Annotated in this window: 22 protein-coding genes and 1 pseudogene; 13 read left to right on the top strand and 10 right to left on the bottom strand. The window is 69.3% G+C overall.

From position 1 onward, the window contains the following. The first annotated feature begins 211 nt into the window (after positions 1–211). Positions 212–511: a DUF4193 domain-containing protein gene (locus PWF70_RS13705; protein WP_005197286.1), complete on the top strand. Its 300-nt coding sequence runs from the start codon at positions 212–214 to the stop codon at positions 509–511. A 120-nt stretch (positions 512–631) separates the two neighbouring features. Here PWF70_RS13705 and PWF70_RS13700 read toward each other — a convergent pair whose 3' ends face one another. Beyond that, on the bottom strand, positions 632–1,186 hold the full coding sequence (locus tag PWF70_RS13700) for a DUF3093 domain-containing protein (RefSeq protein WP_035754139.1): 555 nt from the start codon (positions 1,184–1,186) through the stop codon (positions 632–634). 23 nt (positions 1,187–1,209) lie between these two features. On the opposite strand from PWF70_RS13700, the gene dut reads away from it, so the two are divergent. Continuing rightward, on the top strand, positions 1,210–1,680 hold the full coding sequence (dut, locus tag PWF70_RS13695; RefSeq protein ID WP_155225340.1) for a dUTP diphosphatase: 471 nt from the start codon (positions 1,210–1,212) through the stop codon (positions 1,678–1,680). A 76-nt stretch (positions 1,681–1,756) separates the two neighbouring features. Then, the gene (locus tag PWF70_RS13690) at positions 1,757–2,623 is read left to right on the top strand and encodes a DUF3710 domain-containing protein (protein WP_006357276.1); all 867 of its coding nucleotides are present in this window, start codon (positions 1,757–1,759) and stop codon (positions 2,621–2,623) included. Positions 2,624–2,649: 26 nt separating this feature from the next. On the opposite strand, the pseudogene PWF70_RS13685 reads toward PWF70_RS13690, so the two are convergent. Further along, a pseudogene (locus PWF70_RS13685) lies at positions 2,650–3,372 on the bottom strand (alpha/beta hydrolase); the annotation flags it as partial. Positions 3,373–3,559: 187 nt separating this feature from the next. On the opposite strand from PWF70_RS13685, the gene PWF70_RS13680 reads away from it, so the two are divergent. Both PWF70_RS13680 and PWF70_RS13675 read left to right on the top strand, forming a co-directional pair. Beyond that, the gene (locus tag PWF70_RS13680; protein ID WP_006357278.1) at positions 3,560–3,937 is read left to right on the top strand and encodes an OB-fold nucleic acid binding domain-containing protein; all 378 of its coding nucleotides are present in this window, start codon (positions 3,560–3,562) and stop codon (positions 3,935–3,937) included. After that, positions 3,934–4,614 carry a DUF3159 domain-containing protein gene (locus PWF70_RS13675; protein ID WP_006357279.1) on the top strand — a complete coding sequence of 227 codons (681 nt, stop codon included), beginning with the start codon at positions 3,934–3,936 and terminating at the stop codon, positions 4,612–4,614. The genes PWF70_RS13680 and PWF70_RS13675 overlap by 4 nt, the downstream gene beginning before the upstream one ends. Positions 4,615–4,617: 3 nt before the next feature. On the opposite strand, the gene PWF70_RS13670 is transcribed toward PWF70_RS13675, so the two are convergent. Together PWF70_RS13670 and PWF70_RS13665 are read right to left on the bottom strand one after the other, a co-directional pair. Next, positions 4,618–5,280, bottom strand: a complete 663-nt coding sequence (locus tag PWF70_RS13670; RefSeq protein WP_035754141.1) for a potassium channel family protein — start codon at positions 5,278–5,280, stop codon at positions 4,618–4,620. A 43-nt stretch (positions 5,281–5,323) separates the two neighbouring features. Next, positions 5,324–5,989 (bottom strand): potassium channel family protein, encoded by a 666-nt coding sequence (locus tag PWF70_RS13665; protein WP_006357281.1) that lies wholly within the window; start codon positions 5,987–5,989, stop codon positions 5,324–5,326. A 78-nt stretch (positions 5,990–6,067) separates the two neighbouring features. Here PWF70_RS13665 and PWF70_RS13660 point away from each other — a divergent pair, with 78 nt between their 5' ends. From PWF70_RS13660 to dxs, 3 genes are all read left to right on the top strand, one after another. Continuing rightward, entirely contained in the window at positions 6,068–8,083 is a 2,016-nt protein-coding gene (locus PWF70_RS13660) for an APC family permease (RefSeq protein ID WP_006357282.1), read from the top strand. Beyond that, positions 8,080–9,372: a class I SAM-dependent RNA methyltransferase gene (locus PWF70_RS13655; RefSeq protein ID WP_006357283.1), complete on the top strand. Its 1,293-nt coding sequence runs from the start codon at positions 8,080–8,082 to the stop codon at positions 9,370–9,372. Before PWF70_RS13660 ends, PWF70_RS13655 begins: the two co-directional genes overlap by 4 nt. A gap of 145 nt (positions 9,373–9,517) precedes the next feature. After that, positions 9,518–11,476, top strand: a complete 1,959-nt coding sequence (gene dxs / locus PWF70_RS13650; protein WP_006357284.1) for a 1-deoxy-D-xylulose-5-phosphate synthase — start codon at positions 9,518–9,520, stop codon at positions 11,474–11,476. Positions 11,477–11,524: 48 nt separating this feature from the next. Here dxs and PWF70_RS13645 read toward each other — a convergent pair whose 3' ends face one another. The 3 genes from PWF70_RS13645 to PWF70_RS13635 all read right to left on the bottom strand — a co-directional run bounded on the left by PWF70_RS13645 (position 11,525) and on the right by PWF70_RS13635 (position 13,961). Beyond that, positions 11,525–11,953: a type II toxin-antitoxin system Rv0910 family toxin gene (locus PWF70_RS13645; protein WP_042375783.1), complete on the bottom strand. Its 429-nt coding sequence runs from the start codon at positions 11,951–11,953 to the stop codon at positions 11,525–11,527. An 80-nt stretch (positions 11,954–12,033) separates the two neighbouring features. Beyond that, positions 12,034–13,320, bottom strand: coding sequence for an HRDC domain-containing protein (locus tag PWF70_RS13640; RefSeq protein WP_006357286.1), 1,287 nt, complete (start codon positions 13,318–13,320; stop codon positions 12,034–12,036). A 5-nt stretch (positions 13,321–13,325) separates the two neighbouring features. Next, positions 13,326–13,961: a DUF3000 domain-containing protein gene (locus PWF70_RS13635; protein ID WP_035751407.1), complete on the bottom strand. Its 636-nt coding sequence runs from the start codon at positions 13,959–13,961 to the stop codon at positions 13,326–13,328. Positions 13,962–14,104: 143 nt separating this feature from the next. Between PWF70_RS13635 and hemE the strand changes: the two genes are divergently transcribed. The 5 genes from hemE to PWF70_RS13610 all read left to right on the top strand — a co-directional run bounded on the left by hemE (position 14,105) and on the right by PWF70_RS13610 (position 18,168). Continuing rightward, positions 14,105–15,166, top strand: coding sequence for a uroporphyrinogen decarboxylase (gene hemE, locus PWF70_RS13630; RefSeq protein WP_155225339.1), 1,062 nt, complete (start codon positions 14,105–14,107; stop codon positions 15,164–15,166). Continuing rightward, positions 15,166–16,575, top strand: coding sequence for an FAD-dependent oxidoreductase (locus PWF70_RS13625; protein ID WP_155225338.1), 1,410 nt, complete (start codon positions 15,166–15,168; stop codon positions 16,573–16,575). The genes hemE and PWF70_RS13625 overlap by 1 nt, the downstream gene beginning before the upstream one ends. Before the next feature lie 38 nt (positions 16,576–16,613). Then, positions 16,614–17,309 (top strand): hydrogen peroxide-dependent heme synthase, encoded by a 696-nt coding sequence (hemQ, locus tag PWF70_RS13620; RefSeq protein WP_006357290.1) that lies wholly within the window; start codon positions 16,614–16,616, stop codon positions 17,307–17,309. A 185-nt stretch (positions 17,310–17,494) separates the two neighbouring features. Then, a complete protein-coding gene (locus tag PWF70_RS13615) occupies positions 17,495–17,776 on the top strand; it encodes a hypothetical protein (protein ID WP_042375786.1) in 282 nt (93 codons plus the stop codon). A gap of 239 nt (positions 17,777–18,015) precedes the next feature. Continuing rightward, positions 18,016–18,168: a hypothetical protein gene (locus PWF70_RS13610; RefSeq protein WP_230461800.1), complete on the top strand. Its 153-nt coding sequence runs from the start codon at positions 18,016–18,018 to the stop codon at positions 18,166–18,168. 203 nt (positions 18,169–18,371) lie between these two features. Here the strand turns inward: PWF70_RS13610 and msrB are convergent, their stop codons facing one another. From msrB to PWF70_RS13595, 3 genes are all read right to left on the bottom strand, one after another. Continuing rightward, the gene (gene msrB, locus PWF70_RS13605) at positions 18,372–18,797 is read right to left on the bottom strand and encodes a peptide-methionine (R)-S-oxide reductase MsrB (RefSeq protein WP_035751674.1); all 426 of its coding nucleotides are present in this window, start codon (positions 18,795–18,797) and stop codon (positions 18,372–18,374) included. 51 nt (positions 18,798–18,848) lie between these two features. Then, positions 18,849–20,117: a glycosyltransferase family 87 protein gene (locus PWF70_RS13600; protein ID WP_006357293.1), complete on the bottom strand. Its 1,269-nt coding sequence runs from the start codon at positions 20,115–20,117 to the stop codon at positions 18,849–18,851. A 70-nt stretch (positions 20,118–20,187) separates the two neighbouring features. Continuing rightward, complete coding sequence (locus PWF70_RS13595) at positions 20,188–21,756, bottom strand: alpha/beta hydrolase (RefSeq protein WP_241548882.1); 1,569 nt, start codon at positions 21,754–21,756, stop codon at positions 20,188–20,190. Between the last annotated feature and the right edge of the window lie 38 nt (positions 21,757–21,794).

The raw sequence follows: 21,794 nt of genomic DNA, 5'->3' as shown, positions 1-21,794 counted from the left end.
GCTCGCGCTTCCAGACTCGGGGTGCAGCCGACATCGAACCGTGACCGAAGTCACACAATACGCCGGATTCTCGGGAACGAATTGCGCTCGAGCCGGTGTTGTAGTGACCCCACCGGCTAGACAATCCCGGCGGAGTCGTGCGCACACCCCTGGTGACGGCCGAGCCGGAACCGAGAGCGCCCCCTCACACTCGCAACAAGTAAGGCACACAATGGCTACTGATTACGACGCGCCACGACGCACCGAGGCCGAGGACCTCAACGAAGACTCGCTCGAGGAGCTGAAGGCCCGTCGGAGCGAGGCGCAGTCCGCGGCGGTCGACGTCGACGAGAGCGACACCGCGGAGTCCTTCGAACTGCCCGGGGCCGATCTCTCCGGTGAAGAACTGTCGGTCCGGGTCATCCCGAAGCAGGCCGACGAATTCACTTGTACCAGCTGCTTTCTCGTCTACCACCGTAGCCGGTTGGCCGAGGAGAACGGCAACTCGCTGATCTGCGTCGACTGCGCGTGAGTTCCGCGGATCACCCGCGGATGAGCACGACGAGTCCCTGACAGACAGGGCCTGACGAAGAAGGGGCCGCGCCATCAGGCGCGGCCCCTTCGTCGTGTCCTGTGTGACGTCCCGGTGTCGTCAGGCGGTCGTCGACGGGCGATCCGCGGCGGCGTCCGGGATGTCGAGCGCTGCCAGCAGCTCGGCCGGGCGACGGGTGGACACCAGCCAGTACGGGGTCGGGTCGTCGGGATCGTCGAGGACGATGAGGACCATGGTTTTCACCCAGAAGCGGTGCACCAGGTAGGCGGCGGGGTCGAGCTGCCGGCCGAGGGCGGCGCTCTTGGCGGTCGCCGGGATCGAGGCGCCGCGCGCGACGACGGCCCGCGGCAGACGCGCACGATGCGCCTGCAGTTCGCGGTCGGCGGTCACCCGGACGCGGGTGCGGCCCATCGACCACAGCACCAGGACACCGAGGATGGCGGTGACGACATAGCCGATCACGCTCCACTTGCTGCCGTGGGCGGACAACTGGATCTCGTAGCCCACCACGCCGGTCACGACGGCGGCGGCCAGCCACCACCACCACGGCACGTGCAGGCGCTCGTCGAACAGGTCCGCGGACCCGGAGTCGCGGCGCGTCGCCGGATTCTCCGACGTGCCGCCGGTGTTGTCAGGCGATTGAGGTGCGGTCACGTTGACCAGCGTAGTCTGCGTGCGTGACCCCAGATCTCCCCCCTCCGCCGCCCATCGCGGTCCGTCGACTCGACCCCGATCTGCCGTTGCCCACCCGGGCTCATCCCGGGGATGCGGGCGTGGACCTGTGCTCGACGATCGACCTGGAGCTGCCCGCGGGACGCCGGCAGCTGGTCGGCACCGGGATCGCGATCGCGCTGCCGTTCGGCACCGTCGGGCTGATCCATCCGCGCTCCGGGCTGGCCGCCCGCGCCGGCCTGTCCATCGTGAACACGCCCGGCACGATCGACGCGGGGTATCGCGGGGAGATCAAGGTCTGCCTGATCAATCTCGACCCCGAGCAGTCCATCACCATCTCGCGCGGTGACCGGATCGCGCAGCTGATCGTGCAGCGCGTCGAGCTGCCCGACTTCGTGGAGGTCGACGAACTCGACGACACCAGCCGCGGCGACGGCGGATACGGGTCCAGCGGCGGCCACGCCGTCCTGGGCTGAGCGCGACACGCCGGGCGTCGTCTGCCCCCGCGTCGATTAATCTTCAACACGAATGCGGATCAACGAGGAGTAGGCGATGACGAATAACGGTTCGGACGAACTGCGGGTCGGACAGGCACTGGGCCCCTACGACATCGACGCCCTCGCGACGGAGACGAGCGAGCTGGAGAACTCCCATCTCGACCTGGGCTCCGTGCTCGTGCCGGTGGTCGAGGGCGGGCAGGTGACCGTCGAGATGTCGGAGACCCACCAGCCCCAGAACGTCTACCTGGTCACCCCGATCGGCCGGATCTCGGTGAGTGCCTTCGCGGCGCCCAAGTCGCCGGGGATGTGGCGTGAGGTGGTCCGCGAACTGGCCGAGTCGCTGCGCGACGGCGGTGCGGCCACCAGCATCGAGGACGGCCACTGGGGCCGTGAGGTCGTGGCCGAGGTCGAGGGCGGCACGCACCGCTTCATCGGCGTCGACGGCCCGCGGTGGCTCGTGCGCTGTGTCGGCAGCGGTCCGTCGGAGAGCGCCGAGGATCTCGCGCGCCTGAGCCGGGCCGTGCTGGCCGAGACCGTCGTGCGTCGCGGTTCCGAGCCGCACCCGCCGCGCGAACCCCTCCCGATCGTGCTGCCGCCGGTGCTCGCCGACCAGGTGGCCGCCGCGCAACAGCAGATCTTCGCCGAGGCGGAGGCGGAGGCAGGGGCCGGGTCGCAGGCCCAGGCGCCCGCCCCCGAGGTCCCGGCCGCCGACGAATCGGACGGGGTTGCCGGGGGAGCACTGGACCAGGTCGCACACGCCACCGTCTACGGCGAGAACTCCTACACCGAGACCCCGGCCGGGGGCGGGTCGGGTGGACATGACGACCCGTCGGTCACCGCCGACCCGGACCCCGAGGACGACGCTCCGTTGCCGCCGTCGTCGGGCTCGGCGATGCAGCGCTTCTTCCGTCGGCGCTGATCCCGCTGCGGCCCGGCCGACGGCTCGACGCGTAGGTATGCATCGAGGCAACTCGCACCGAGCAGCGCGGGATCACGGCCCCACCCCTCGAGGGTGACCTCGACCAGCGCCGAATGCGGTGCTGCGTCCTCCCAGGCTCGGGCGACGGCGATCGGATGGATCGCGTCGTCGGGCGCCGCGACGAGTGCCAGCGGAACGGTGAGCCCGGCTATCCGTGCGGGTGTCGGGGCGCAGTAGCGCGCCGCGTCACGCAGCTGACCGATGACCTCGGGGTGCAGTCTGCGCCAGGAACGGGACAGCTCCTCGGCCAGCCAGTCCGGACTGCTCGCCGCCATCTCGGCGACCGTCGCCTCCAGTCCGTTCCGTTCCATCGCGTCGGCGGTCGCCCGTGCGCTCGCGGCGGCGAGCGCGGAGTCGGCGTCCCCGCTCCAGGCCGGTAGGGCCGCGAACACGCCCGCACAACGTCCGACGTGGTCGGCGAGGGCCCACTCGAGGGCGATCGCGGCGCCGATCGACACTCCTCCGACCAGAACGCAGTCGTGCTCGGCCGTCGCGCGGTCGAGGCCTCGACGGTGTCCGTCGACGAGAGCCGACGTCGGCTCGAGTGCCACCAGCTCCACCCCGAGCGTCGCGGCGGCGTGACCGAAGGCACGTGTGACGTGGTCGGCATCGGAACCGGTCCCGGGAATCACCACCAGCGCGGTGGGTTTTCGTGTTTGCGGACTGTCCACGACGGCATCAACTGTCATCCGGATGCGAGGCACCCAGAGATCATCCCTTAGGGTGTCCCGGGACTGCGGGTGCGCCCCAGTCGTCCACGTTGTCACCGGAGGGTGCCGGGTCTACGCTGGCGGACAGCCACCGATCATTCGTTCGGTGGCCACGGACGCTACGGCGGAAGCCCTGGCGCCGGTTGAAATCCATTGGGAGGTTGGGATGCCCACAGCTGGTTATCTCAAGCGACTGACCCGCCGACTCACCGAAGACCTCGGGGACGTCGACGCGGAGCGAATCGCCGAGGAGTCGAAGGCGACGGGCGCACAACGCGCGTCGGACTGCACCCGCGGCGAGGAGGTCACCATGCACGGCGAGCTGCGCGCGGTGGAGACCTGTTCACGCACGGCCAAGGCCGGCGTGAAGGCGGAGTTCTTCGACGGCTCCGACACCGTCATGCTGAAGTGGCTGGGCCGCAATCGCATCGCCGGCATCGAACCCGGCCGCAAGGTGACCGTACGGGGCCGACTCGCCCTGCAGGACGGCCACAAGGTGATCTACAACCCCTACTACGAGCTGCAGGGCAGCGACGACGAGTGACACCCACGAGTGACACCGGCAGGTCGGACGACGAGTCCGCCGACCACGACGTCGAGCAGGAACCGGGCCTCGAGCCGGCCCCCACGGTGCTGGAACAGATCGGCGGCGTCTCCGGCCTGATCTACTCGACCGTCCCGGTCGTCGTGTTCGTCCCCGTCAACTCGTTCTTCGGCCTCACGGCCGCCATCGTCGCCGCGCTCACCGCCGCGGCCCTCGTCTTCGGAGTGCGGCTCGTCCGCCGCGAAGGGCTCTCCCCGGCGATCTCCGGCCTTCTCGGCGTGGCGATCTGCGTCTTCATCGCCAACCGGGTGGGGGACGCCAAGGGATACTTCCTCTTCGGGATCTGGACCACCCTCACCTATGCGATCGTGTTCGTGATCTCCATCGTCGTGCGCTGGCCGCTGATCGGTGTCGCCTGGCACCTCGTCAACGGGCAGGGGACCGCCTGGCGCAAGCATCGTCGGACGTTGCGCGCCTACGACATCGCCACCGCCCTGTGGGCCCTGGTCTTCGCGGCGCGGTATCTCGCCCAGTCCGAGCTCTACGACCTCGGTGCCACCGGATGGCTGGCCTTCACCCGGATCGCGATGGGATGGCCGCTCACGGCTCTCGCGGTGCTCGCGACGGTCCTGCTCGTCCGCCGCGCGGTCCGCGAGGAAGAGACCGTCAGCGCGTGATCGTCAGCGTGTGATCTGCATGGCGTCGTAGAGGGCAGGTTCGGCCTCCGACGGGGCGATGAAGATCAGCTCGTCGCCGCCCTCGATCGGGTCGTCGCTCTGCGGCACGATGACGCGCCCGCCCCGCAGGATCGTGACCAGAGCCACGTCGCGCGGGAGTTCGAGCTTGCGTACCGGCTTGCCCGCCATCGGGGTGTTCGACGGCAGGGTGAGTTCGACGAGGTTCGCCTGTCCCTGGCGAAAGGTCATGAGGCGGACCAGGTCACCCACCGATACCGCCTCCTCGACCAGGGAGGCCAGCAGGCGCGGGGTCGACACGGCGACGTCGACGCCCCAGTCCTCACCGAAGAGCCACTCGTTGCGCGGGTCGTTGACCCGCGCGACGACGCGGTTGATCGCGAACTCGGTCTTGGCCAGCAGGCTCACGACCAGATTGGCCTTGTCGTCGCCGGTCGCGGCGATCATCACGTCGAAGGTCTGCAACTGCGCGTCTTCGAGTTTCGCGAGTTCGCAGGCGTCGGCGAGGATCCACTTGGCGCCCGCCACCGAGTCCGGGTCGATGTGGTCGGCCTTGCGCTCGAACAGCGTGACGTCGTGCGAGTTGACCAGGAGTTCGCGGGCGATCGAGCGCCCGACCGCGCCGGCTCCGGCGATGGCGACCTTCACAGGATGACTCCTCGGTGTTCGGGGCTCTGGTGTTCCGGGGTGTTCAGGACTCGGCCTGGGTGAACGGTCCCGCGGCGATGCTGCGCGCGTCGGCCAGGTGGTCGAGCAGGACGGCGCCGTAGACCACGTCGTCCTGCTGGAGAACGGTTTTGGACTCGGGCAGGATCGGCCGGCCGACCCGGTTGAGGAAGGCCACGCGAGCGCCGGTCTGCTCCTGGAACTTGGCGACCGACACCCCGATCCACGACTCGTCGACGTCGATCTCGGCGACGGCCAGGGAACCGGACGGGTCACGCCACTCGGCCGTCGCGGTCTCGCCGAGCGCGGAGACGAAACGTTCGGTCGTCCACGGCACGGTCGCGACGGTCGGAATGCCCAGACGCTCGTACACCTCGGCACGCTTGGCATCGTAGATGCGGGCGACGACGCGCTCGACGTCGAAGGTCTCCCGGGCCACGCGGGCGGCGATGATGTTGGAGTTGTCGCCGGAGGACACCGCGGCGAAGGCGTCGGCGTGCTCGATCCCGGACTTGACGAGGATGTCCCGGTCGAAGCCCACGCCGGTGATCGTGCGGCCCGCGAAATCGGTGGACAGCCGGGCGAACGAGGACGGGTCCCGGTCGATGATCGCGACGTCGTGTCCGCGTTTCTGCATCGCCATCGCGAGCGACGATCCGACGCGCCCGCAACCCATGATGACTACCTGCACGACATTCCTCTCCTGACGCGACCTGCGTGCCGCGAGTCGAACCTACCCGCCACGATGCGGACGCTCTAGGGTTGCCTGGTGTCCACCGTCTCCAAGGTGTCCGTCGCGACGAAGCGCCTCCTGCTCGGCAGGCCCTTCCGCAGCGACAAGCTGGGTCACACTCTGCTCCCCAAACGGATCGCCCTCCCGGTTTTCGCGTCCGACGCGATGAGCTCGGTGGCCTACGCGCCCCAGGAGATCTTCCTCGTCCTGTCGGTGGCCGGTATCACCGCGCTCGCGTTCACCCCCTGGGTCGCCGTCGCCGTCGCGGTGGTCCTCGCGGTCGTGGTCGCCAGCTATCGGCAGAACGTGCACGCATATCCGTCGGGTGGTGGCGATTACGAGGTCGCCACCGTCAACCTGGGCCCCAACGCCGGCCTGACGGTCGGCAGCGCTCTCCTCGTCGACTACGTGCTGACGGTTGCGGTGTCGGTGACGTCGGCGGCGGAGAACATCGGTTCGGCCGTGCCGTTCGTCAACGAGCACAAGGTCTGGTTCTGCGTCGGCGCGATCCTGATCCTGGCGGCGGTGAACCTCCGCGGCATCAAGGAATCCGGTGCGTTCCTGGCCATCCCGACCTACGCCTTCATCGTCGGCGTGCTGGGCATGCTCGTCTGGGGGTTCACCGAGATCTTCGTCCTCGGCGAGGAGATCCGTTCGGAGACGGCCGACTTCGGTATCGTCGCCGAACAGGACAACCTCACCGGACTGGCGCTGGTCTTCCTCGTCGCGCGCTCGTTCTCCTCCGGATGTGCCGCGCTGACAGGGGTCGAGGCCATCAGCAACGGTGTCCCCGCGTTCCGGAAACCCAAGTCCCGCAACGCCGCGACCACCCTCCTCATGCTCGGCGCATTCTCGATCACCCTGCTGCTGGGCATCGTCATGCTCGCCCAGGAGATCGGCGCGAAGTACGTGATGGACCCGTCGAAGGACCTCGTCGGTGCCCCCGAGGGCTACCAGCAGAAGGCGATGATCGCGCAGCTGGCTCACGCGGTCTTCGACTCGTTCCCGGCCGGTTTCTTCTTCGTCGCGGTGGCCACCGCGCTGATCCTGTTGCTGGCCGCGAACACGGCGTTCAACGGTTTCCCGGTGCTCGGTTCGGTCCTGGCGCAGGATCGATACCTGCCGCGACAGTTGCACACCCGTGGCGACCGCCTCGCGTTCAGCAACGGCATCCTGTTCCTGGCGGCCGCGGCGATAGTCTTCGTGGTCGCGTTCGGGGCGCAGGTGACCGCGCTGATCCAGCTCTACATCGTCGGCGTGTTCGTCTCGTTCACGTTGAGTCAGACCGGCATGGTGCGGCACTGGACAAGACTGCTGCGCACCGAGACCGACCCCAGTGCCCGGCGGCGGATGATGCAGTCGCGGGTGGTGAACTCGGTCGGCCTGGTGATGACGGCCACGGTCCTGGTGGTGGTGCTGATCACGAAGTTCACCGCCGGTGCCTGGATCGCGGTGCTCGCCATGGTCTCGATCTTCGTGCTGATGAAGCTGATCCACCACCATTACGCGTCGGTTCAGCGCGAGCTCGACCGGGCCGAGACCGACGACGAGGGCGTGCTGCCCAGCCGGACGCATTCGATCGTTCTCGTGTCGAGTCTGCACATGGCCTCCAAGAGGGCCATGCGCTACGCCCGGGCGACGAGACCGGACGTCCTGGAGGCGATCACGGTGAACGTCGACGACCGGGACACCCGTAAACTCGTCTCCGAGTGGGAGGCCAGCGACATCACGGTCCCGCTGAAGGTCATCGCCTCCCCGTACCGCGAGATCACCCGGCCGGTCATCGATTACGTGCGACGCATCCGCCGTGAGTCCCCGCGCGACGTGGTGACCGTGTTCATACCCGAATACGTCGTCGGACACTGGTGGGAGCAGATCCTGCACAATCAATCCGCGCTGCGGCTCAAGGGACGCCTGCTGTTCGAACCCGGGGTGATGGTGACCTCGGTGCCCTGGCAGCTCACGTCGTCGGACCGCCGCAAGGAGACCAAGAGGTACTGGGCGCCGGGTGAGACCCGCCGCGCCCTGGGCGAATCGGAGCGCACACTGTGACACCCCCGGCACCGACGCGGCGCGTCGAGGTCACCGTCGATCGTCCCGCGAACGGTGGGGAGGCGGTCGGACGTGCCGACGGTCGGGTCCTGTTCGTGCGCGGCGCGATTCCGGGCGAACGCGTGGTCGCCGAGATCACCGACGACCGCCACGACTCGTACTGGCGTGCCGAGGCCGTCGAGATCCTCGACGAGTCCCCTCATCGGGTTCCGGTGGTGTGCCCGGCGGCGGCCGGGGGAGCGGGATGCTGCGATCTCGGGCACATCGAGCCGGGGCACGCGCGCGACCTGAAACAGGCCGTGCTGCTCGACGTCCTGAGCCGGATCGGTCACCTCGACGAGGCGACGATCGCCGGCACCGACCTCGCGACGCGGGGGGTCGACCGGTTGCCGGGAACCGACACCGGCTGGCGCATCAGGACACGGCTGGCCGTCGACGGACGGGGTCGCGCCGGACAGCACGCGTTCCGCGGTTCCGCGGTGATCCACGACGTCTGCGTGCAGCCGGCGCCGGGAATGGTCGACGACCTCGCCGGCCGCCGGTTCACCCCGCACGCCGAACTGGCCGTGGTCCTCGACGCCGACGGCACCCGCCACATCACCGAACTCGCACCCGTCGCCGAGGTCCGGCACGGTGACGCCCGACGCCGCGCACAGCAAAACCGTCGCCGCCGCTCCCGACCCCGCGCACAGGTGGTCGTCGAGGGCGCCGAGTCCGCGGTGCATCGCGTCGGTGACCGGTCGTGGGACATCCCGGTGACCGGGTTCTGGCAGGCGCACCGCGCCGCGCCGCAGACCTACGCCGACACCGTCGTCGGCTTTGTTCGAGACCATCTCGGCACCGGCCCGCGGGTCGCATGGGACCTCTACGGCGGCGCCGGGGTCTTCGCCGGCGCGTTGCTCGACCACCACCGAACGGGCCTCGAGGAGGTCCACATCGTCGACTCCGACGCGGGCGCACTGGCGGCCGCGGCCCGGACCTTCGACGCCGACGGCGATCGCGTGGTCACCCATCAGGGTGAGGTGGCGGCCCGGGTCCACGACCTCGGGGCGGCGCCCGACGTCGTCGTCCTCGACCCGCCGCGCACCGGCGCCGGCGAGCGGGTCGTCGAGGCGATCGCGGCCGCCGAACCGGCCGTGGTGGCGCACGTCGGCTGTGATGCCGCCCGCTTCGCACGTGATCTCGGTCTCTTCGCCCGTGCCGGATATCGCGTCGCGCAGGTGCGCGGCTTCGACGCGTTCCCGCTCACGCACCATGTCGAGGCCATCGCGTGCCTGGTTCCGGTCTGAGCTCCACCCGCCGAGTGAGGTCGTCGACCATCCGAGGGGCGGGGTCGTGCCGAATGCTTCCGTAGACTGACGGGTTATGAGCCGGGGGGTTTCTCCCGGAATCGCGAACCGGGGTTCCCGGGGGCATCACGTGATGGAGGAAACGATGGGTGTGCTCGACCGGATCAGCTCGCCGGCCGATCTGCGGTCACTGTCGGAAGCGGAGATGGAGACTCTCGCCTCCGAGATCCGGACGTTCTTGATCGAGAAGGTGGCGGCGACCGGCGGTCATCTCGGCCCCAATCTCGGCGTGGTCGAACTGACCCTCGGAATCCACCGGGTCTTCGACTCGCCGCACGATCCGATCCTCTTCGACACCGGCCACCAGTGCTACGTCCACAAGATCGTGACCGGCCGCAAAGACGGCTTCGATCATCTGCGCCAGCGCGGCGGTCTGACCGGCTACCAGGAGCGCGCCGAATCCGAGCACGACTGGGTCGAGTCCTCCCACGCTTCGGCCGCGCTGTCCTACGCCGACGGCCTGGCCAAGTCCTTCGAGCTGACCGGACAGAACGACCGCACCGTGGTCGCGGTGGTCGGCGACGGCGCGCTCACCGGCGGCATGTGCTGGGAGGCGATCAACAACATCGCCGCCTGCAACCGTCCCGTGGTGATCGTCGTCAACGACAACGGCCGGTCCTACGCCCCGACCATCGGCGGTCTCGCGAGCCACCTGTCGGGTTTGCGCCTGCAACCCGGCTACGAGAAGTTCCTCGACGAGAGCCGCCGCGTCGTCAAGCAGATGCCCGTGGTCGGCGAACCCGCCTACGCGGTCCTCCACGGCATGAAGAGCGGTCTCAAGGACCTGCTCGCACCCCAGGCGATGTTCACCGACCTCGGTCTCAAGTACGTCGGCCCCGTCGACGGACACGACATCAACGCCGTCGAGTCGGCACTGCGGCACGCCCACGACTTCGGCGGACCGGTCATCGTGCACACCGTCACCCGCAAGGGTATGGGCTACGCCCACGCCGAGAACCACGTCGCCGACCAGATGCACGCCACCGGCATCATCGACCCCGTCACCGGGCGACCCACCAGCGTCGCACCGCAGGACTGGACCAAGGTCTTCTCGGCCGCGCTGCTCGACGCCGGCGCCAACCGCCCCGACGTCGTAGCGATCACCGCGGCCATGCCCGGCCCCACCGGCCTGACGCCGTTCGGCGAGCGCTACCCGGACCGCATGTTCGACGTCGGTATCGCCGAACAGCATGCGATGACCTCGGCGGCCGGCCTGGCTCTCGGCGGCCTGCATCCGGTCGTCGCCATCTACTCGACCTTCCTCAACCGCGCCTTCGACCAGCTCCTGATGGACGTCGCGCTGCTGAAGCAGCCGGTCACCCTCGTCCTCGACCGGTCGGGCATCACGGGGCCCGACGGCCCGAGCCACCACGGCATGTGGGATCTCTCGCTCATGGCGATGGTCCCCGGTCTGCGGGTCGCCGCGCCTCGGGACGCGGTCCGGCTGCGCGAGGAGTTCGACGAGGCGCTCGGCACCGACGACGGCCCGACCGCCCTCCGCTTCTCCAAAGGTGCTGTCCCCGAAGACATCCGCGCGGTCGAACGTCTCGACGACGGGGTCGACGTGCTTCACCGCAGCGATCGCGATCTCGGCCCGGCCTCCGGTGACGTGCTCATCGTGGCGGTCGGTGCCTTCTGCAGCCTCGCCGTCGACACCGCCGAACGTCTCGGGCAGCAGGGCATCGAGGCCACGGTCATCGACCCGCGCTGGGTGCTGCCCGTGCCGACCTCGGTGGTCGAGGTCGCCCGTCGTCACCGCCTGGTCGTCACCCTCGAGGACGGCTGCGTCAGCGGCGGAGTGGGATCGGCTGTCGCGGGAGCACTCTCGGCGGCCGAGGTGACTGTTCCGGTGCAGATCAAGGGAATCCCGCAGGCGTTCATCGAACATGCCTCGCGCGGGGAGATCCTCGGCGACCTCGGTCTGACCGCCCAGGATCTCGCGCGCTCGATCACCGCGACGGTGTCGGGCATGCAGGCCGGTCCGGCGCTGGAGCGCCAGATCGAGAGCCCCGCGGATCCCGCACAGAGTCGCGCCGAGGACTGATGCCTCAGGTCGGCGCCGGAGGTCGGCGCCGACCTGTGACCATCGATCTCAGCGCAGGGTGGCCAGATTCGAGATCGACTTGTGCACATCGGATTCCAGCACCCTGGCGACGAGACGCCCGACGGGTCCGTTGAGCAGACCGCCGGACACGTCGGCGGACAGGTCGAAGTGCGAGCCGTCGACGATCTCGTCGACCTTCATCGCGAGGTCGATGTCGATCCCGCCGCGGCCCGTGCCGGACAGTGCGATCAACCGTGGTTCGTCGTACTGGACGACGGTCCAGTGGATGACGTTGCGGAACCCCTTCACCTTGATCAGCGACGAGACCTTCGTCCCCTCGGTGATCGAGTCGGGGACCGGGGACTTCCACCCGCCGAAGATGGTCATCCACTCGTCGAAGCGCGAGAGGTTGCCGGCGAGTGCCCAGGCTGCGCCCGGGTCGAGGTCAGAGTCGATGCCGACGGAGACTGTGGCCACTGAGTGCTCCCATTCCGTGAGGTCGTGCCTGTTGCGAGGTCGTGCCTGTCGGAGGGTCTCTTACCCAACTCGGAGCGGGGCTACTCCGACGATGTGGTCTCGGTCGTCCCGGCCTCGCGCAACGCCTCGGTCAACGCGTCCACGCTGAGCTGCCGCTGCCACGGACGAGCTCCGGCGGCGGTGAGGTGTGCGTCCATCGCCTCGGTGGTGACGGGCTCGGCCAGTCCGTCCCAGCACAGCTGGCGGACGACGTCCGGGGCGAGGATGTTCTCCACCGGGAGGGTGTGGTGCTCGGCGACCTCTTTGAGCGCCGGGCGGACCTTCTGCATCCGCGCCGCGGCCTCCGGGTTGCGCTGTTCCCAGCGGCTCACCGGGGGAAGCCCGGGGCCGGTGGTCTTGCGGGCCGGCAACTCGCTGTCGGGGAGTTCGCGGGCCCGTTGCAGGGCGCTGAGCCAGATCCCGGCCTGGCGACGCTGGCGAGGGCCACCGAAGACCGGCAGGCGGGTCAGTTCGCTGTTCGATTTCGGGTCGACGGTCGCAGCGTTGACGATCGCGGTGTCGGGCAGGACGCGACCCGGAGCGACGTCCCGGCGCTCCGCCAATTCTTCGCGCGCCGTCCACAATTCGCGGACCGCCGCGAGTGCACGAGCCGACTTCACGGTGTGGATGTTGGAGGTCTTGCGCCAGCGGTCGGTGCGCGGGGGGGCCGGCGGGCGGGACAGCACGTAGGCGAACTCCTCGCGGGCCCAGCCGTCCTTGCCGGACTCGGCCAGTGCCGCGTCCATCGCGTCCCGGAGTTCGACGAGCACCTCGACGTCGAGGGCGGCGTAGTTCAGCCAGTCGTCGGGGAGCGGTCGTCGTGACCAGTCCGCCGCGCCGTGACCCTTGAGCAGGCCGAGCCCGAGGAACTGGGCGACCATCGCGGCGAGGTTCACCTTGGCGAGGCCGAGCAGGCGCCCGGCGAGCTCGGTGTCGTACAGCTCGACGCATTCGAAGCCGAGCTCGCGTAGGCAGGGGAGATCCTGATCGGCGGCGTGCAGCACCCACTCGGGCCCGCGTAGCGCGTCGATCACCGGGGCGAGTGCCTCGGGATCGGCGATCGGGTCGAGCAGGAAGCTGCCCGAGCCGCGTCGTTTGATCTGGATCAGGTAGGCGCGCTGGGAGTAGCGGTAACCGGAGGCGCGTTCGGTGTCGACGGCGATGGGTCCCTCGCCCGCGGCGAGTGCTCGCGCGGCGTCGGCGAACTCCGCCGCGGTCGAGAGCACCGGCGGGACACCGCCGGCGGGGGCGAGCAACGGCTCGACCTCGGGGGCTTCGTCCCCTGGGGGGTTGTTCTCGGCTGCTCGGTTCTCGGGTGGTGTGTCCACAGTGCTCACGTCGCGCCGAGTTGGGTCACGCCCGTCGGCGGGAGGCCGGCAGCCGACGACAGAACCTCGCAGAACGCCTCGAGGTGTCCGTTGAGACCCTCGGCGGTCAGCGCGGTCCACGACGCCCGGACCTCGAGCTGGTGGGCGCGCGGCGGTCCGGCGATGTCGCCGTAGCGCACCGACGTCGTCGACGTCACGGTGCCGCCGAGGGCGGTCACCTCGATGCGGTGTGCGGTGCCGTTGGGGGAGGCGGGGGTGCTGCTCTCACCGACCGGCACGCCGAGGGCGTCGGACAGCCAGCTCCAGGCGACCTCGGGCAGCAGCGGGTCCATCGCCAGGGCGGCCTCGACCTCTGCCTGCAGGTAGGCGACGAGGCGGATCGTCCCGTTCCAGGCGTCCTGGCCGGCCGGGTCGTACAACAGGATCAGCCGTCCGAAGGCGGTGCCCTGAGAATCGGTGGGGACGACGTCGGGGTCGTCCGGCGGGCGCACCTCGGCGCCGACCGCATAGCTGTACGGCGCCAGCCGCTGCGGCGGGCGGATGGGGCCGACCTCGATCTCACGGCGGACGCGGGCAGCATGCAGCGACTCCACCGCCGCGCGGAAATCAGCAGGCTCGTCCGGAGCTCCCGAGGAAGTCACCGTTCGACCGTAGGTGTGTCGTGCCTGGCAGCGGCGGAGGCGCGCCGAGTCACCGGCCCCAGAAATGGGGACGCGGACCGGGAAGGGTGGCGCGAGGCGACCCGGGGCGGGTCAGATCGCCGAACATGGCAGAGTGAGCGGTGATGTCGAACGTAACTGGTACCCGGGTCCATCGGTCGCACCTGCCGCTCGTCGCCGCGGCCACGGGTGGGACCCCGTCACGCCGTCCGGTGTGGTTCATGCGGCAGGCGGGCCGATCGCTGCCCGAGTACCGCGCCATCCGCGCGAACCACGGCATGCTCGAATCCTGCTTCGACGCCGAGCTGGTCTGCGAGATCACCATGCAGCCGGTGCGTCGTCATGACGTCGACGCCGCGATCCTGTTCTCCGACATCGTCGTCCCGCTCAGGGCCGCGGGCATCGACCTCGACATCGTCGCGGGCACCGGTCCGGTGATCGCCGAACCTGTGCGGTCGGCGGACGCCGTCTCCCGCATCCCGCGCCTGGAACCCGCCTCGGTCGGCGCGATCTCCCGCGCCATCGAACTGTTGCTCGCCGAACTCGGCGACACCGCGCTGATCGGTTTCGCGGGTGCACCGTTCACCCTCGCGTCGTACCTCATCGAGGGCGGACCGAGCCGCAACTACGAGCGCACCAAGGCGATGATGCACGGCGACCCGGAGACCTGGGCCGAGCTGATGGCCCGCCTCGCCGACATCACCATCGTCTTCCTGCAGGTCCAGCTCGAGGCCGGCGTCGACGCCATCCAGCTCTTCGACTCCTGGGCGGGCATGCTGTCGGCAGCCGACTACCAGCGTTTCGTGGCACCGCACAGCGCCCGCGTCCTCGCCGAGGTCGCCGGATACGGCGTTCCGCGCATCCACTTCGGTGTCGGGACGGGTGAACTGCTCGCGCCCATGGCCCATGTCGGGGCCGACGTCATCGGCGTCGACTGGCGGGTGCCGCTCGACGAGGCCGTCCGTCGCGTGGGCCCCGGCAAGGCCGTCCAGGGCAACCTCGACCCGACGATGCTCTTCGCGGGACCGGAGGTCGTCGACAGCGAGGTGCGTCGTGTGGTCGCCGACGGTGACCGGGCGCTCGCGGCCGGCGCGATCGGCCACATCTTCAACCTCGGCCACGGCGTGCTGCCGGGCACCGACCCGGACGTCCTCACCCGCGTCGTCGAACTGATCCACAGCCTCTGATGGCTGCCCGGCGCCGGATCGCGGTCGTCGGCGGAGGTGTCTCCGGCCTGACGGCGGCGTACCGGCTGCGTCGCGAACTCGGCGCCGACGCGGAGATCGACGTCCTCGAGGCGAGCGAGCGGCTCGGCGGCATCCTGCACACCACGACGGTCGGTGGCCAGTCGGTCGACGTCGGGGCCGAGGCGTTCATCGTCCGACGACCCGAAGCGCTCGGCCTGGTCCACGAACTCGGTCTGGGGGACCGGGTCGTGTCACCGACCGGCCGGCGTCCGTCGGTGTGGTCCGGCGGCCGCCTGCACCCACTGCCGGCCCCGGCGCTCATGGGAATCCCCGCGACCCCCGAGGCGGTCGCCGATCTCGCCGACCCCGCCGACCTGGAACTCCTCCGCACCGAGCCGCATCGTCCCTGGAGTTGGGACGCGTCCGCGGACCCGACGGTCGGGGACCTCGTCGCCGACCGTTTCGGTCCGTCCGTGGTCGCCCGCAGCGTCGATCCCATGCTGGGCGGCGTCTACTCGAGCCTCGCCGCCGACATCGGTCTGCGTGAGGCGCTCCCGGCCCTCGTGGCGCGTCTCGACGGCGGTGCGCCCAACCTGACCGCGGCCGTTTCCGGCCTCGTCGCCGACGCCACCGGTTCGGGTCCCGTGTTCGGCACTCTTGTGGGTGGCTACCGGGTCCTGCTCGACGCGCTCCGGTCCGCCGCGGCCGTCGAACCCGAACTCTGCTCGTACGTCCGCGGCCTGGAGCCGACCGCCACCGGTTGGACGCTCGATGTCGCCGGCGGTGCCCGCGAGGACATCCGGGACTACGACGGTGTCATCCTCGCGATCCCCGCGTGGCAGGCCGGGCATCTCCTGCGCGGTTCGCTACCCGACTTCGCCGCCCCGCTACGTGCGGTCCGGGGTGCGTCGTCGGTCGTGGTGTCGATCGCGCTGGCCCCCGGGACGCCGGTACCCGATCACTCCGGCGTTCTCGTCGGGACCGGGGAGAGTCTGCGCGCCAAGGCGTTCACGCTCAGCTCACAGAAGTGGGGACACCTGTCGCACGACGACGCGCCGGTGTCGGTGCGGGCGTCGTTCGGCCGGTTCGGCGCCCCGGTACCGAGCGTCGACGAAGAACCCGGTGTCGACGACCGGCTGCGGACCGAGGCCCTCGAGGATCTCGACGAGGTGTGCCGGGCCGCCGGCGTGGCACCCGCATCGCCGAACGTCGTCGACACCTACGTGCAGCGTTGGACCAACGGCCTGCCCGTCTACGGTCCCGGACACCTGGCCACGATGGCGCAGGTCGCCGCGTCCCGTCCGCGTCGGCTCGCGCTCGCCGGGTCGTCGTATGCGGGGGTCGGTGTCCCGGCCTGCATCGGCCAGGCCGGACGCGCCGTGTCGGCTCTGCTGACCGACCTGACCTGACTGTTCGTCCCGCCGGACACGGTGGCACCATGTCAGTCATGGCCCGCTTGGATTATGCAGAACTCAATTCCACGATCCGCTACCTGATGTTCTCGGTGTTCGCCGTTCGCCCCGGCGAGCTCGGCACCGACCGGGACCAGGCCAAGTCGGATGCCGCCGACTTCTTCAAGTCCCTCGAGGACACCGGCGTCGTGGTCCGCGGCGTGTACGACGTGTCGGGTCTCCGCGCCGACGCCGACTTCATGATCTGGTGGCATGCCGCCGGCGTCGAGTCCATCCAGGCCGCCTACGCGAAGTTCCGGCGCGAGACCGTCCTCGGCCGTGCCTGCAACCCGGTGTGGAGCAACGTGGCGCTGCACCGTCCCGCGGAGTTCAACAAGAGCCACATCCCGGCCTTCCTCGCCGGTGAGGAAGCGGGCAACTACATCTGCGTGTACCCGTTCGTGCGATCCTACGAGTGGTACCTGCTGCCCGACGAGGAGCGTCGCAAGATGCTCGCCGACCACGGCAAGGCCGCCCGCGAGTACAAGGACGTCCGCGCCAACACGGTGTCGTCGTTCGCCCTCGGCGACTACGAGTGGCTGCTGGCCTTCGAGGCACCGGAACTGCATCGCATCGTCGATCTGATGCGTGACCTGCGCGCCACCGAGGCCCGTATGCATGTTCGGGAGGAGACGCCGTTCTTCACCGGGCCGCGCGTCGAGGTCTCGGCGCTCATCGACGCCCTGCCCTGACCGAGAGACCTCCAGCAGGGGCACCCGCGATCACCGCGGGTGCCCCTGCTTTTTGTGGGGAGTGACCTGTGTCGCCCGGTTAGATGAAAAGCGGACAAAACTCCTGCGGATCAGATCACGGTGAGCGAAAGGTGAATGGAGCCTCAAGAAGAGGTAACGAATTGCTCTCGATCTGGAGGAAGCACATGGTCCGAATCGCTCCCGCGGCCCGGGTTATCGCCGGCCTGATGTTCTCGGCGGCGCTCGCCGGTGGCGTCGCAACCGCGAATGCCGAACCGTGCAAGATGAATCTCGCCAACGGTCAGCACGCTCCCTGCGCGCCTGAAGTCATCTCGCATGTACCCGGCGACCCGGGCGGCGGCAACGACCCGGCATCCGATCCGGCGTCGTTCGAGCATGTGCTGGTGGAGCCGGCTTGGCCCATTGTCGAGGAGTCGACCGAACCCGAGCGGTCGCCCGCGGTGTGATGGCCCAGTTGCCTACCGTTGAAGGGGGCACCCGCGGACACCGCGGGTGCCCCCTTTTTCTGGGTGGAGTTTCCCGATTCTTCTTGAATATGGCTGTGGCACAAGCGACTTGGTCGACCGACCCAGGTCGCCGCAAAGGGTGAAAACGGACAAAACGCCATAAGTTCTGTTATGACGGGAGTGTGAGCTTCGTCTCACGAGGGACACAGCACCGTTCTACCCGACGTGAAGGAACCCCCATGACCCATCTCGTCCCCGCGGTCCGCATCATCGCAGCACTGATGTTCTCGGCTGCACTGGCCGGCGGCGTCGCGACCGCGAACGATCCGATCCTGGCTCGTTCGAACACACGCCGCTGGACCGGATCTCGCCTGTCGCGGCTCCGCCCGTAGAGGAGCCGGTCGACGACCACCAGATCGACATCCCGCAGCCCGAGGAGAAGGACCCGGACAAGGAGAAGGAAGAGAAGGCGCAGAAGGAGAAGGAAGAGCGGGAGGCCAAGGAAAAGGAAGAGCGGGAGGCGAAGGAAAAGGAGCAGAAGGAGAAGGAGCAGAACGGCTAGTCCTGCTCCCTCCGAACCTGCTGTGCTACAGCGCTACTCGGCCGGCTCGAGTTTCAGGCTGATCGAGTTGATGCAGTAGCGCAGGTCGGTGGGGGTGTCGTAGCCCTCGCCGGCGAACACATGCCCCAGGTGACTCTTGCAGTTCGCGCAGAGCACCTCGACTCGCTTCATGCCGAGCGAGTTGTCCTCGACCTCGATGATCTTGTCGCCGGCGAGGGGTGAGAAGAACGACGGCCAGCCGCAGTGGGATTCGAATTTCTGCTCGCTGCGGAACAACTCCGTGTCGCACGCCCGGCAGCGGTAGACGCCGACCGTCTTGGTATCGGTGTACTCACCGGTGAAGGGTGCTTCGGTGCCGGCCTGGCGCAGGACACGGTACTCGGCCGGGGTCAGGCGCTGCTTCCACTCCTCGTCGGTGAGTGTCGCGAGGTTCTCGGTCTCGGGCTTGCTGTCGGTCATGGGTTCCACGTTAGCGCGGCATGCACCTCGGTAGCGCGGCGCGCGGCGGCGCTACTTCGAGAGCGACAGCGAGTCGTCGGACTTCGCCGTCGGTGCCGGGGGAGCGTCGGTCTCCGACCGCATCACCACGTCCTCACCGGCGACGCCGTCGGATCGCATGTCGAGCCAGCGGAACAGCAGCGAGCAGAACACCGCGATCATGAGCAGCGACCATCCCCAGGTCACCTTGTTGTACTCGACCATCCAGCCGAAGGCCGTCCACCGCTGCGAGTAGAAGCTGTCGAACGTCATGCAGCCGTACACGCCGAGCCAGGCAGGCCAGTTCCGCATCGCCGACCCCGGAAGCAACACCGTCATCAGCAGCGGGAACAGCAGCATCGAGTAGTAGCCCTGGCCGAGCGAACCCACCAGGAACGCGGTGCCCAGCAGCACGCCCGACGATGTCGCGAGCCACAGCAGCTCGTTGGTCTTGCGGTAGTAACGGTAGAGGAACCACAGGGAGAACGCGGCCATCACCACGAAGGCGGCGCGCAACAGCAGCACCAGCCACGGCGAGACCCCGAAGTAGGCGCCGTTGCCGGCGATCGAGCTGTTGTAGTAGTCGCGGGCCTCGCCGAGGTAGGGAACAGTCCGGCTGATGAATGCGTCGGCGTCGACCGAGAGCGGCCAGGCGACCGCGGTCAGCACGAGGGGGACCACGACGGCGAAGACGAACACCCGCCACTGCCGGTTGAGCAGGGGGAGAAGCATCAGTGGAGCCAGAATCGGTTTCACCGCGATCGTCAGGCCCATCGGGACACCGGCCCACCAGTCGTGCCGTGAGCGCATCAGCATGAGGAATGCGATCATGCCGAGAAGGACGAACGAGTTGAAGTTCGTGAAGATCAGGGTGTGCGAGACGGTTTCGGTGAAGAAGAACACGAACAGGACCGTCGGCATCACCCAGGAGTTCAGGGCGTACCCGAACATCCGGGTCAACAGGTAGGCGGAGATCAGCAGTGCCACCACGCTGACCGCGATGAACGCCCAGCGGGCACGTTCGTAGTCGATGATCGCCACCGGCGCCATCAGCAGGGTGCCCGACGGCGGGTACAGGTAGTGCGGGTCGACCGTGGCGTAGTTCTCGCCGTAGACCGGCAGGTTGTTCAGAAAGTTGTAGGCCGCCGCGTACACCGGCTTGAAATCGTCGGTGCGGTCGCCGTTGACGCCGAGGAACACCGACCGGTGCACCACCATGAGCAGGCTGATCGGCCACAGGATCATCGGGATGATCCGTTGCGCGCTCATCTGGGGATACAGATACCTGTCGAGATTGGCCACCCGCGCACCGTACTACGAGCGGGTCGGGACCTTCCGCAGAACCCTCCGGGCCGGTGCCGGTCACGGGTGGTCAGGCGGGGCAACCCCGCTGGGTCGGTCCTTCGAGCGGTGCCTTCTTCACGTACTCGGCGGCGACCTGTGCCGCGCAGGCGCTTCGGCCCAGCACCGAGAAGCCCAGTCCGTCCCAGCTGACGGTCACCGGTTCGGCTCCGGCGTTCATGAACAGCGGCACGAGCGTGCCCGCGCCGCTACCGCCGTTGATGGGGTCCCGGGTGCCGTTGAGGACCAGCGGGTCGGCGGGCAGTGACGACGGGGGACGGACGGCGGTGCCCGACGCCCAGCCGTTGCAGCGGACCAGCGACAGCGCGCTGTCGGAGCCGGTCAGCGGACTCTGCTTGGTCCAGGCCTCGACGAGGCCGGGGATCTCGTTCTGACCCACCGGGCCGGTGACGTCGTTGCAGCGCGAGACCAGGGCGCCGTCGGTCGTCCGTAGGGCTGCGGCCCGGTCGGCCAGCCGGACCAGCTCACCGGTGTCGCCGCGGTCGGCGGCGGTGATGGCTCGGGACAGGTCGAGCAGTGCCTCGGGGCGATCCGAGGCGACGGCGAGCGTGGTGGTGATGGCGTTGAGAGCGGTGGTGTCCGACAGTCCGTCCAGGCGTCCGGCGCGCGCCTTGGTGAGCAGACCGGTCATCACCCGCACTCCGTTGGTGCCGAGCGTGCAACCGTCCAGCGTCGAGCATCGCTGCGCGAATCCCTGCAGCGCGGTCTGCACACCCTGGGCGCGCAGGAGCGCGCGATCGCGGGCGTTCGCGCCGAAGGGCGTCGGGGTGTCGAGGATGATGCGTCCCGCGCGGCCGCCGTAGAGGGAGGAGTACGCGAGGACGACGTCGGAGCCCTCACCGACGCCGATGAGACCCAGGTGCTCGACGCCCCACCGCTGCCGGAGTGTCTCGAGGTCGGCCGCGGCGAACTGTGCGCCGAAGTTGAGTTGGTAGGGCGTCAGTGTCTCGGTACAGCCGTCCGAGGCCGACGACGCGGCCGCGGCGAGCCGCGAGATGCGTGCCTGGGTGGTGGTCCCGCGCGTGGTGAGCCCGTTGTCGGCGATCGTGCTCCGCTCGAGCCGGGTCATGCAGTCGAGGTCCCCGCTCTGGGGGATGCCGCGATGGTCGACGGCCACCACGGGGTGGGCGTCGACGAAGGCCCGGCCCGGACCGGACGACATCACCATCAGCGTCCGCGACGACGGGAGATCCGATCCCGAGGTGAGGACGAGCGGCGGCGCGTCGGCGGGCGTCGCCGCGGTGCGGGCCCGGGTCGCCGCGATCCGCACGACCTCACCGTCGGGCTTGTTCCGGTCGACGGGGGAGTCGAACTCCGCGCATTCGATGGTCACCCCGGCCGGACGGGCGACCCCGTAGCGTCCGGCCGTCCCTGCCGCACAGTCCGACCACTCGAGGTCGGACTTCGGTACGGCGAGCGCCGGCGCCGGGGGCGGTGCGGACGACGAGGGTGCGGGACCCTGACCGCCGCCGGCACCGGGGATGAGTTCGGGGCCCCGGTCGGGGCCCACGGCGCACGACGACACGAGGATCGCGACGATCACACCCAGGACTGCCGTGACGGCGTGCGCTCTTCGCATGTCCGCGAGCGTAGTCAACGACGCCCGGCGACGGCCGT

It is taken from the genome of Gordonia sp. Swx-4 (assembly GCF_030316175.1).
Taxonomy (GTDB): Bacteria; Actinomycetota; Actinomycetes; order Mycobacteriales; family Mycobacteriaceae; genus Gordonia; species Gordonia alkanivorans.
This window is presented reverse-complemented; position numbering and strand designations above follow the sequence as displayed.

Coding starts and splice junctions, on each gene's coding strand:
- hemE (WP_155225339.1), top strand. CDS start 14,105: ATGTCGAACGTAACTGGTACCCGGGTCCATCGGTCGCACCTGCCGCTC.
- msrB (WP_035751674.1), bottom strand. CDS start 18,797: ATGACCGACAGCAAGCCCGAGACCGAGAACCTCGCGACACTCACCGAC.
- PWF70_RS13705 (WP_005197286.1), top strand. CDS start 212: ATGGCTACTGATTACGACGCGCCACGACGCACCGAGGCCGAGGACCTC.
- PWF70_RS13690 (WP_006357276.1), top strand. CDS start 1,757: ATGACGAATAACGGTTCGGACGAACTGCGGGTCGGACAGGCACTGGGC.
- PWF70_RS13615 (WP_042375786.1), top strand. CDS start 17,495: ATGGTCCGAATCGCTCCCGCGGCCCGGGTTATCGCCGGCCTGATGTTC.
- dxs (WP_006357284.1), top strand. CDS start 9,518: ATGGGTGTGCTCGACCGGATCAGCTCGCCGGCCGATCTGCGGTCACTG.
- PWF70_RS13625 (WP_155225338.1), top strand. CDS start 15,166: ATGGCTGCCCGGCGCCGGATCGCGGTCGTCGGCGGAGGTGTCTCCGGC.
- PWF70_RS13610 (WP_230461800.1), top strand. CDS start 18,016: ATGACCCATCTCGTCCCCGCGGTCCGCATCATCGCAGCACTGATGTTC.
- hemQ (WP_006357290.1), top strand. CDS start 16,614: ATGGCCCGCTTGGATTATGCAGAACTCAATTCCACGATCCGCTACCTG.
- PWF70_RS13595 (WP_241548882.1), bottom strand. CDS start 21,756: ATGCGAAGAGCGCACGCCGTCACGGCAGTCCTGGGTGTGATCGTCGCG.
- PWF70_RS13680 (WP_006357278.1), top strand. CDS start 3,560: ATGCCCACAGCTGGTTATCTCAAGCGACTGACCCGCCGACTCACCGAA.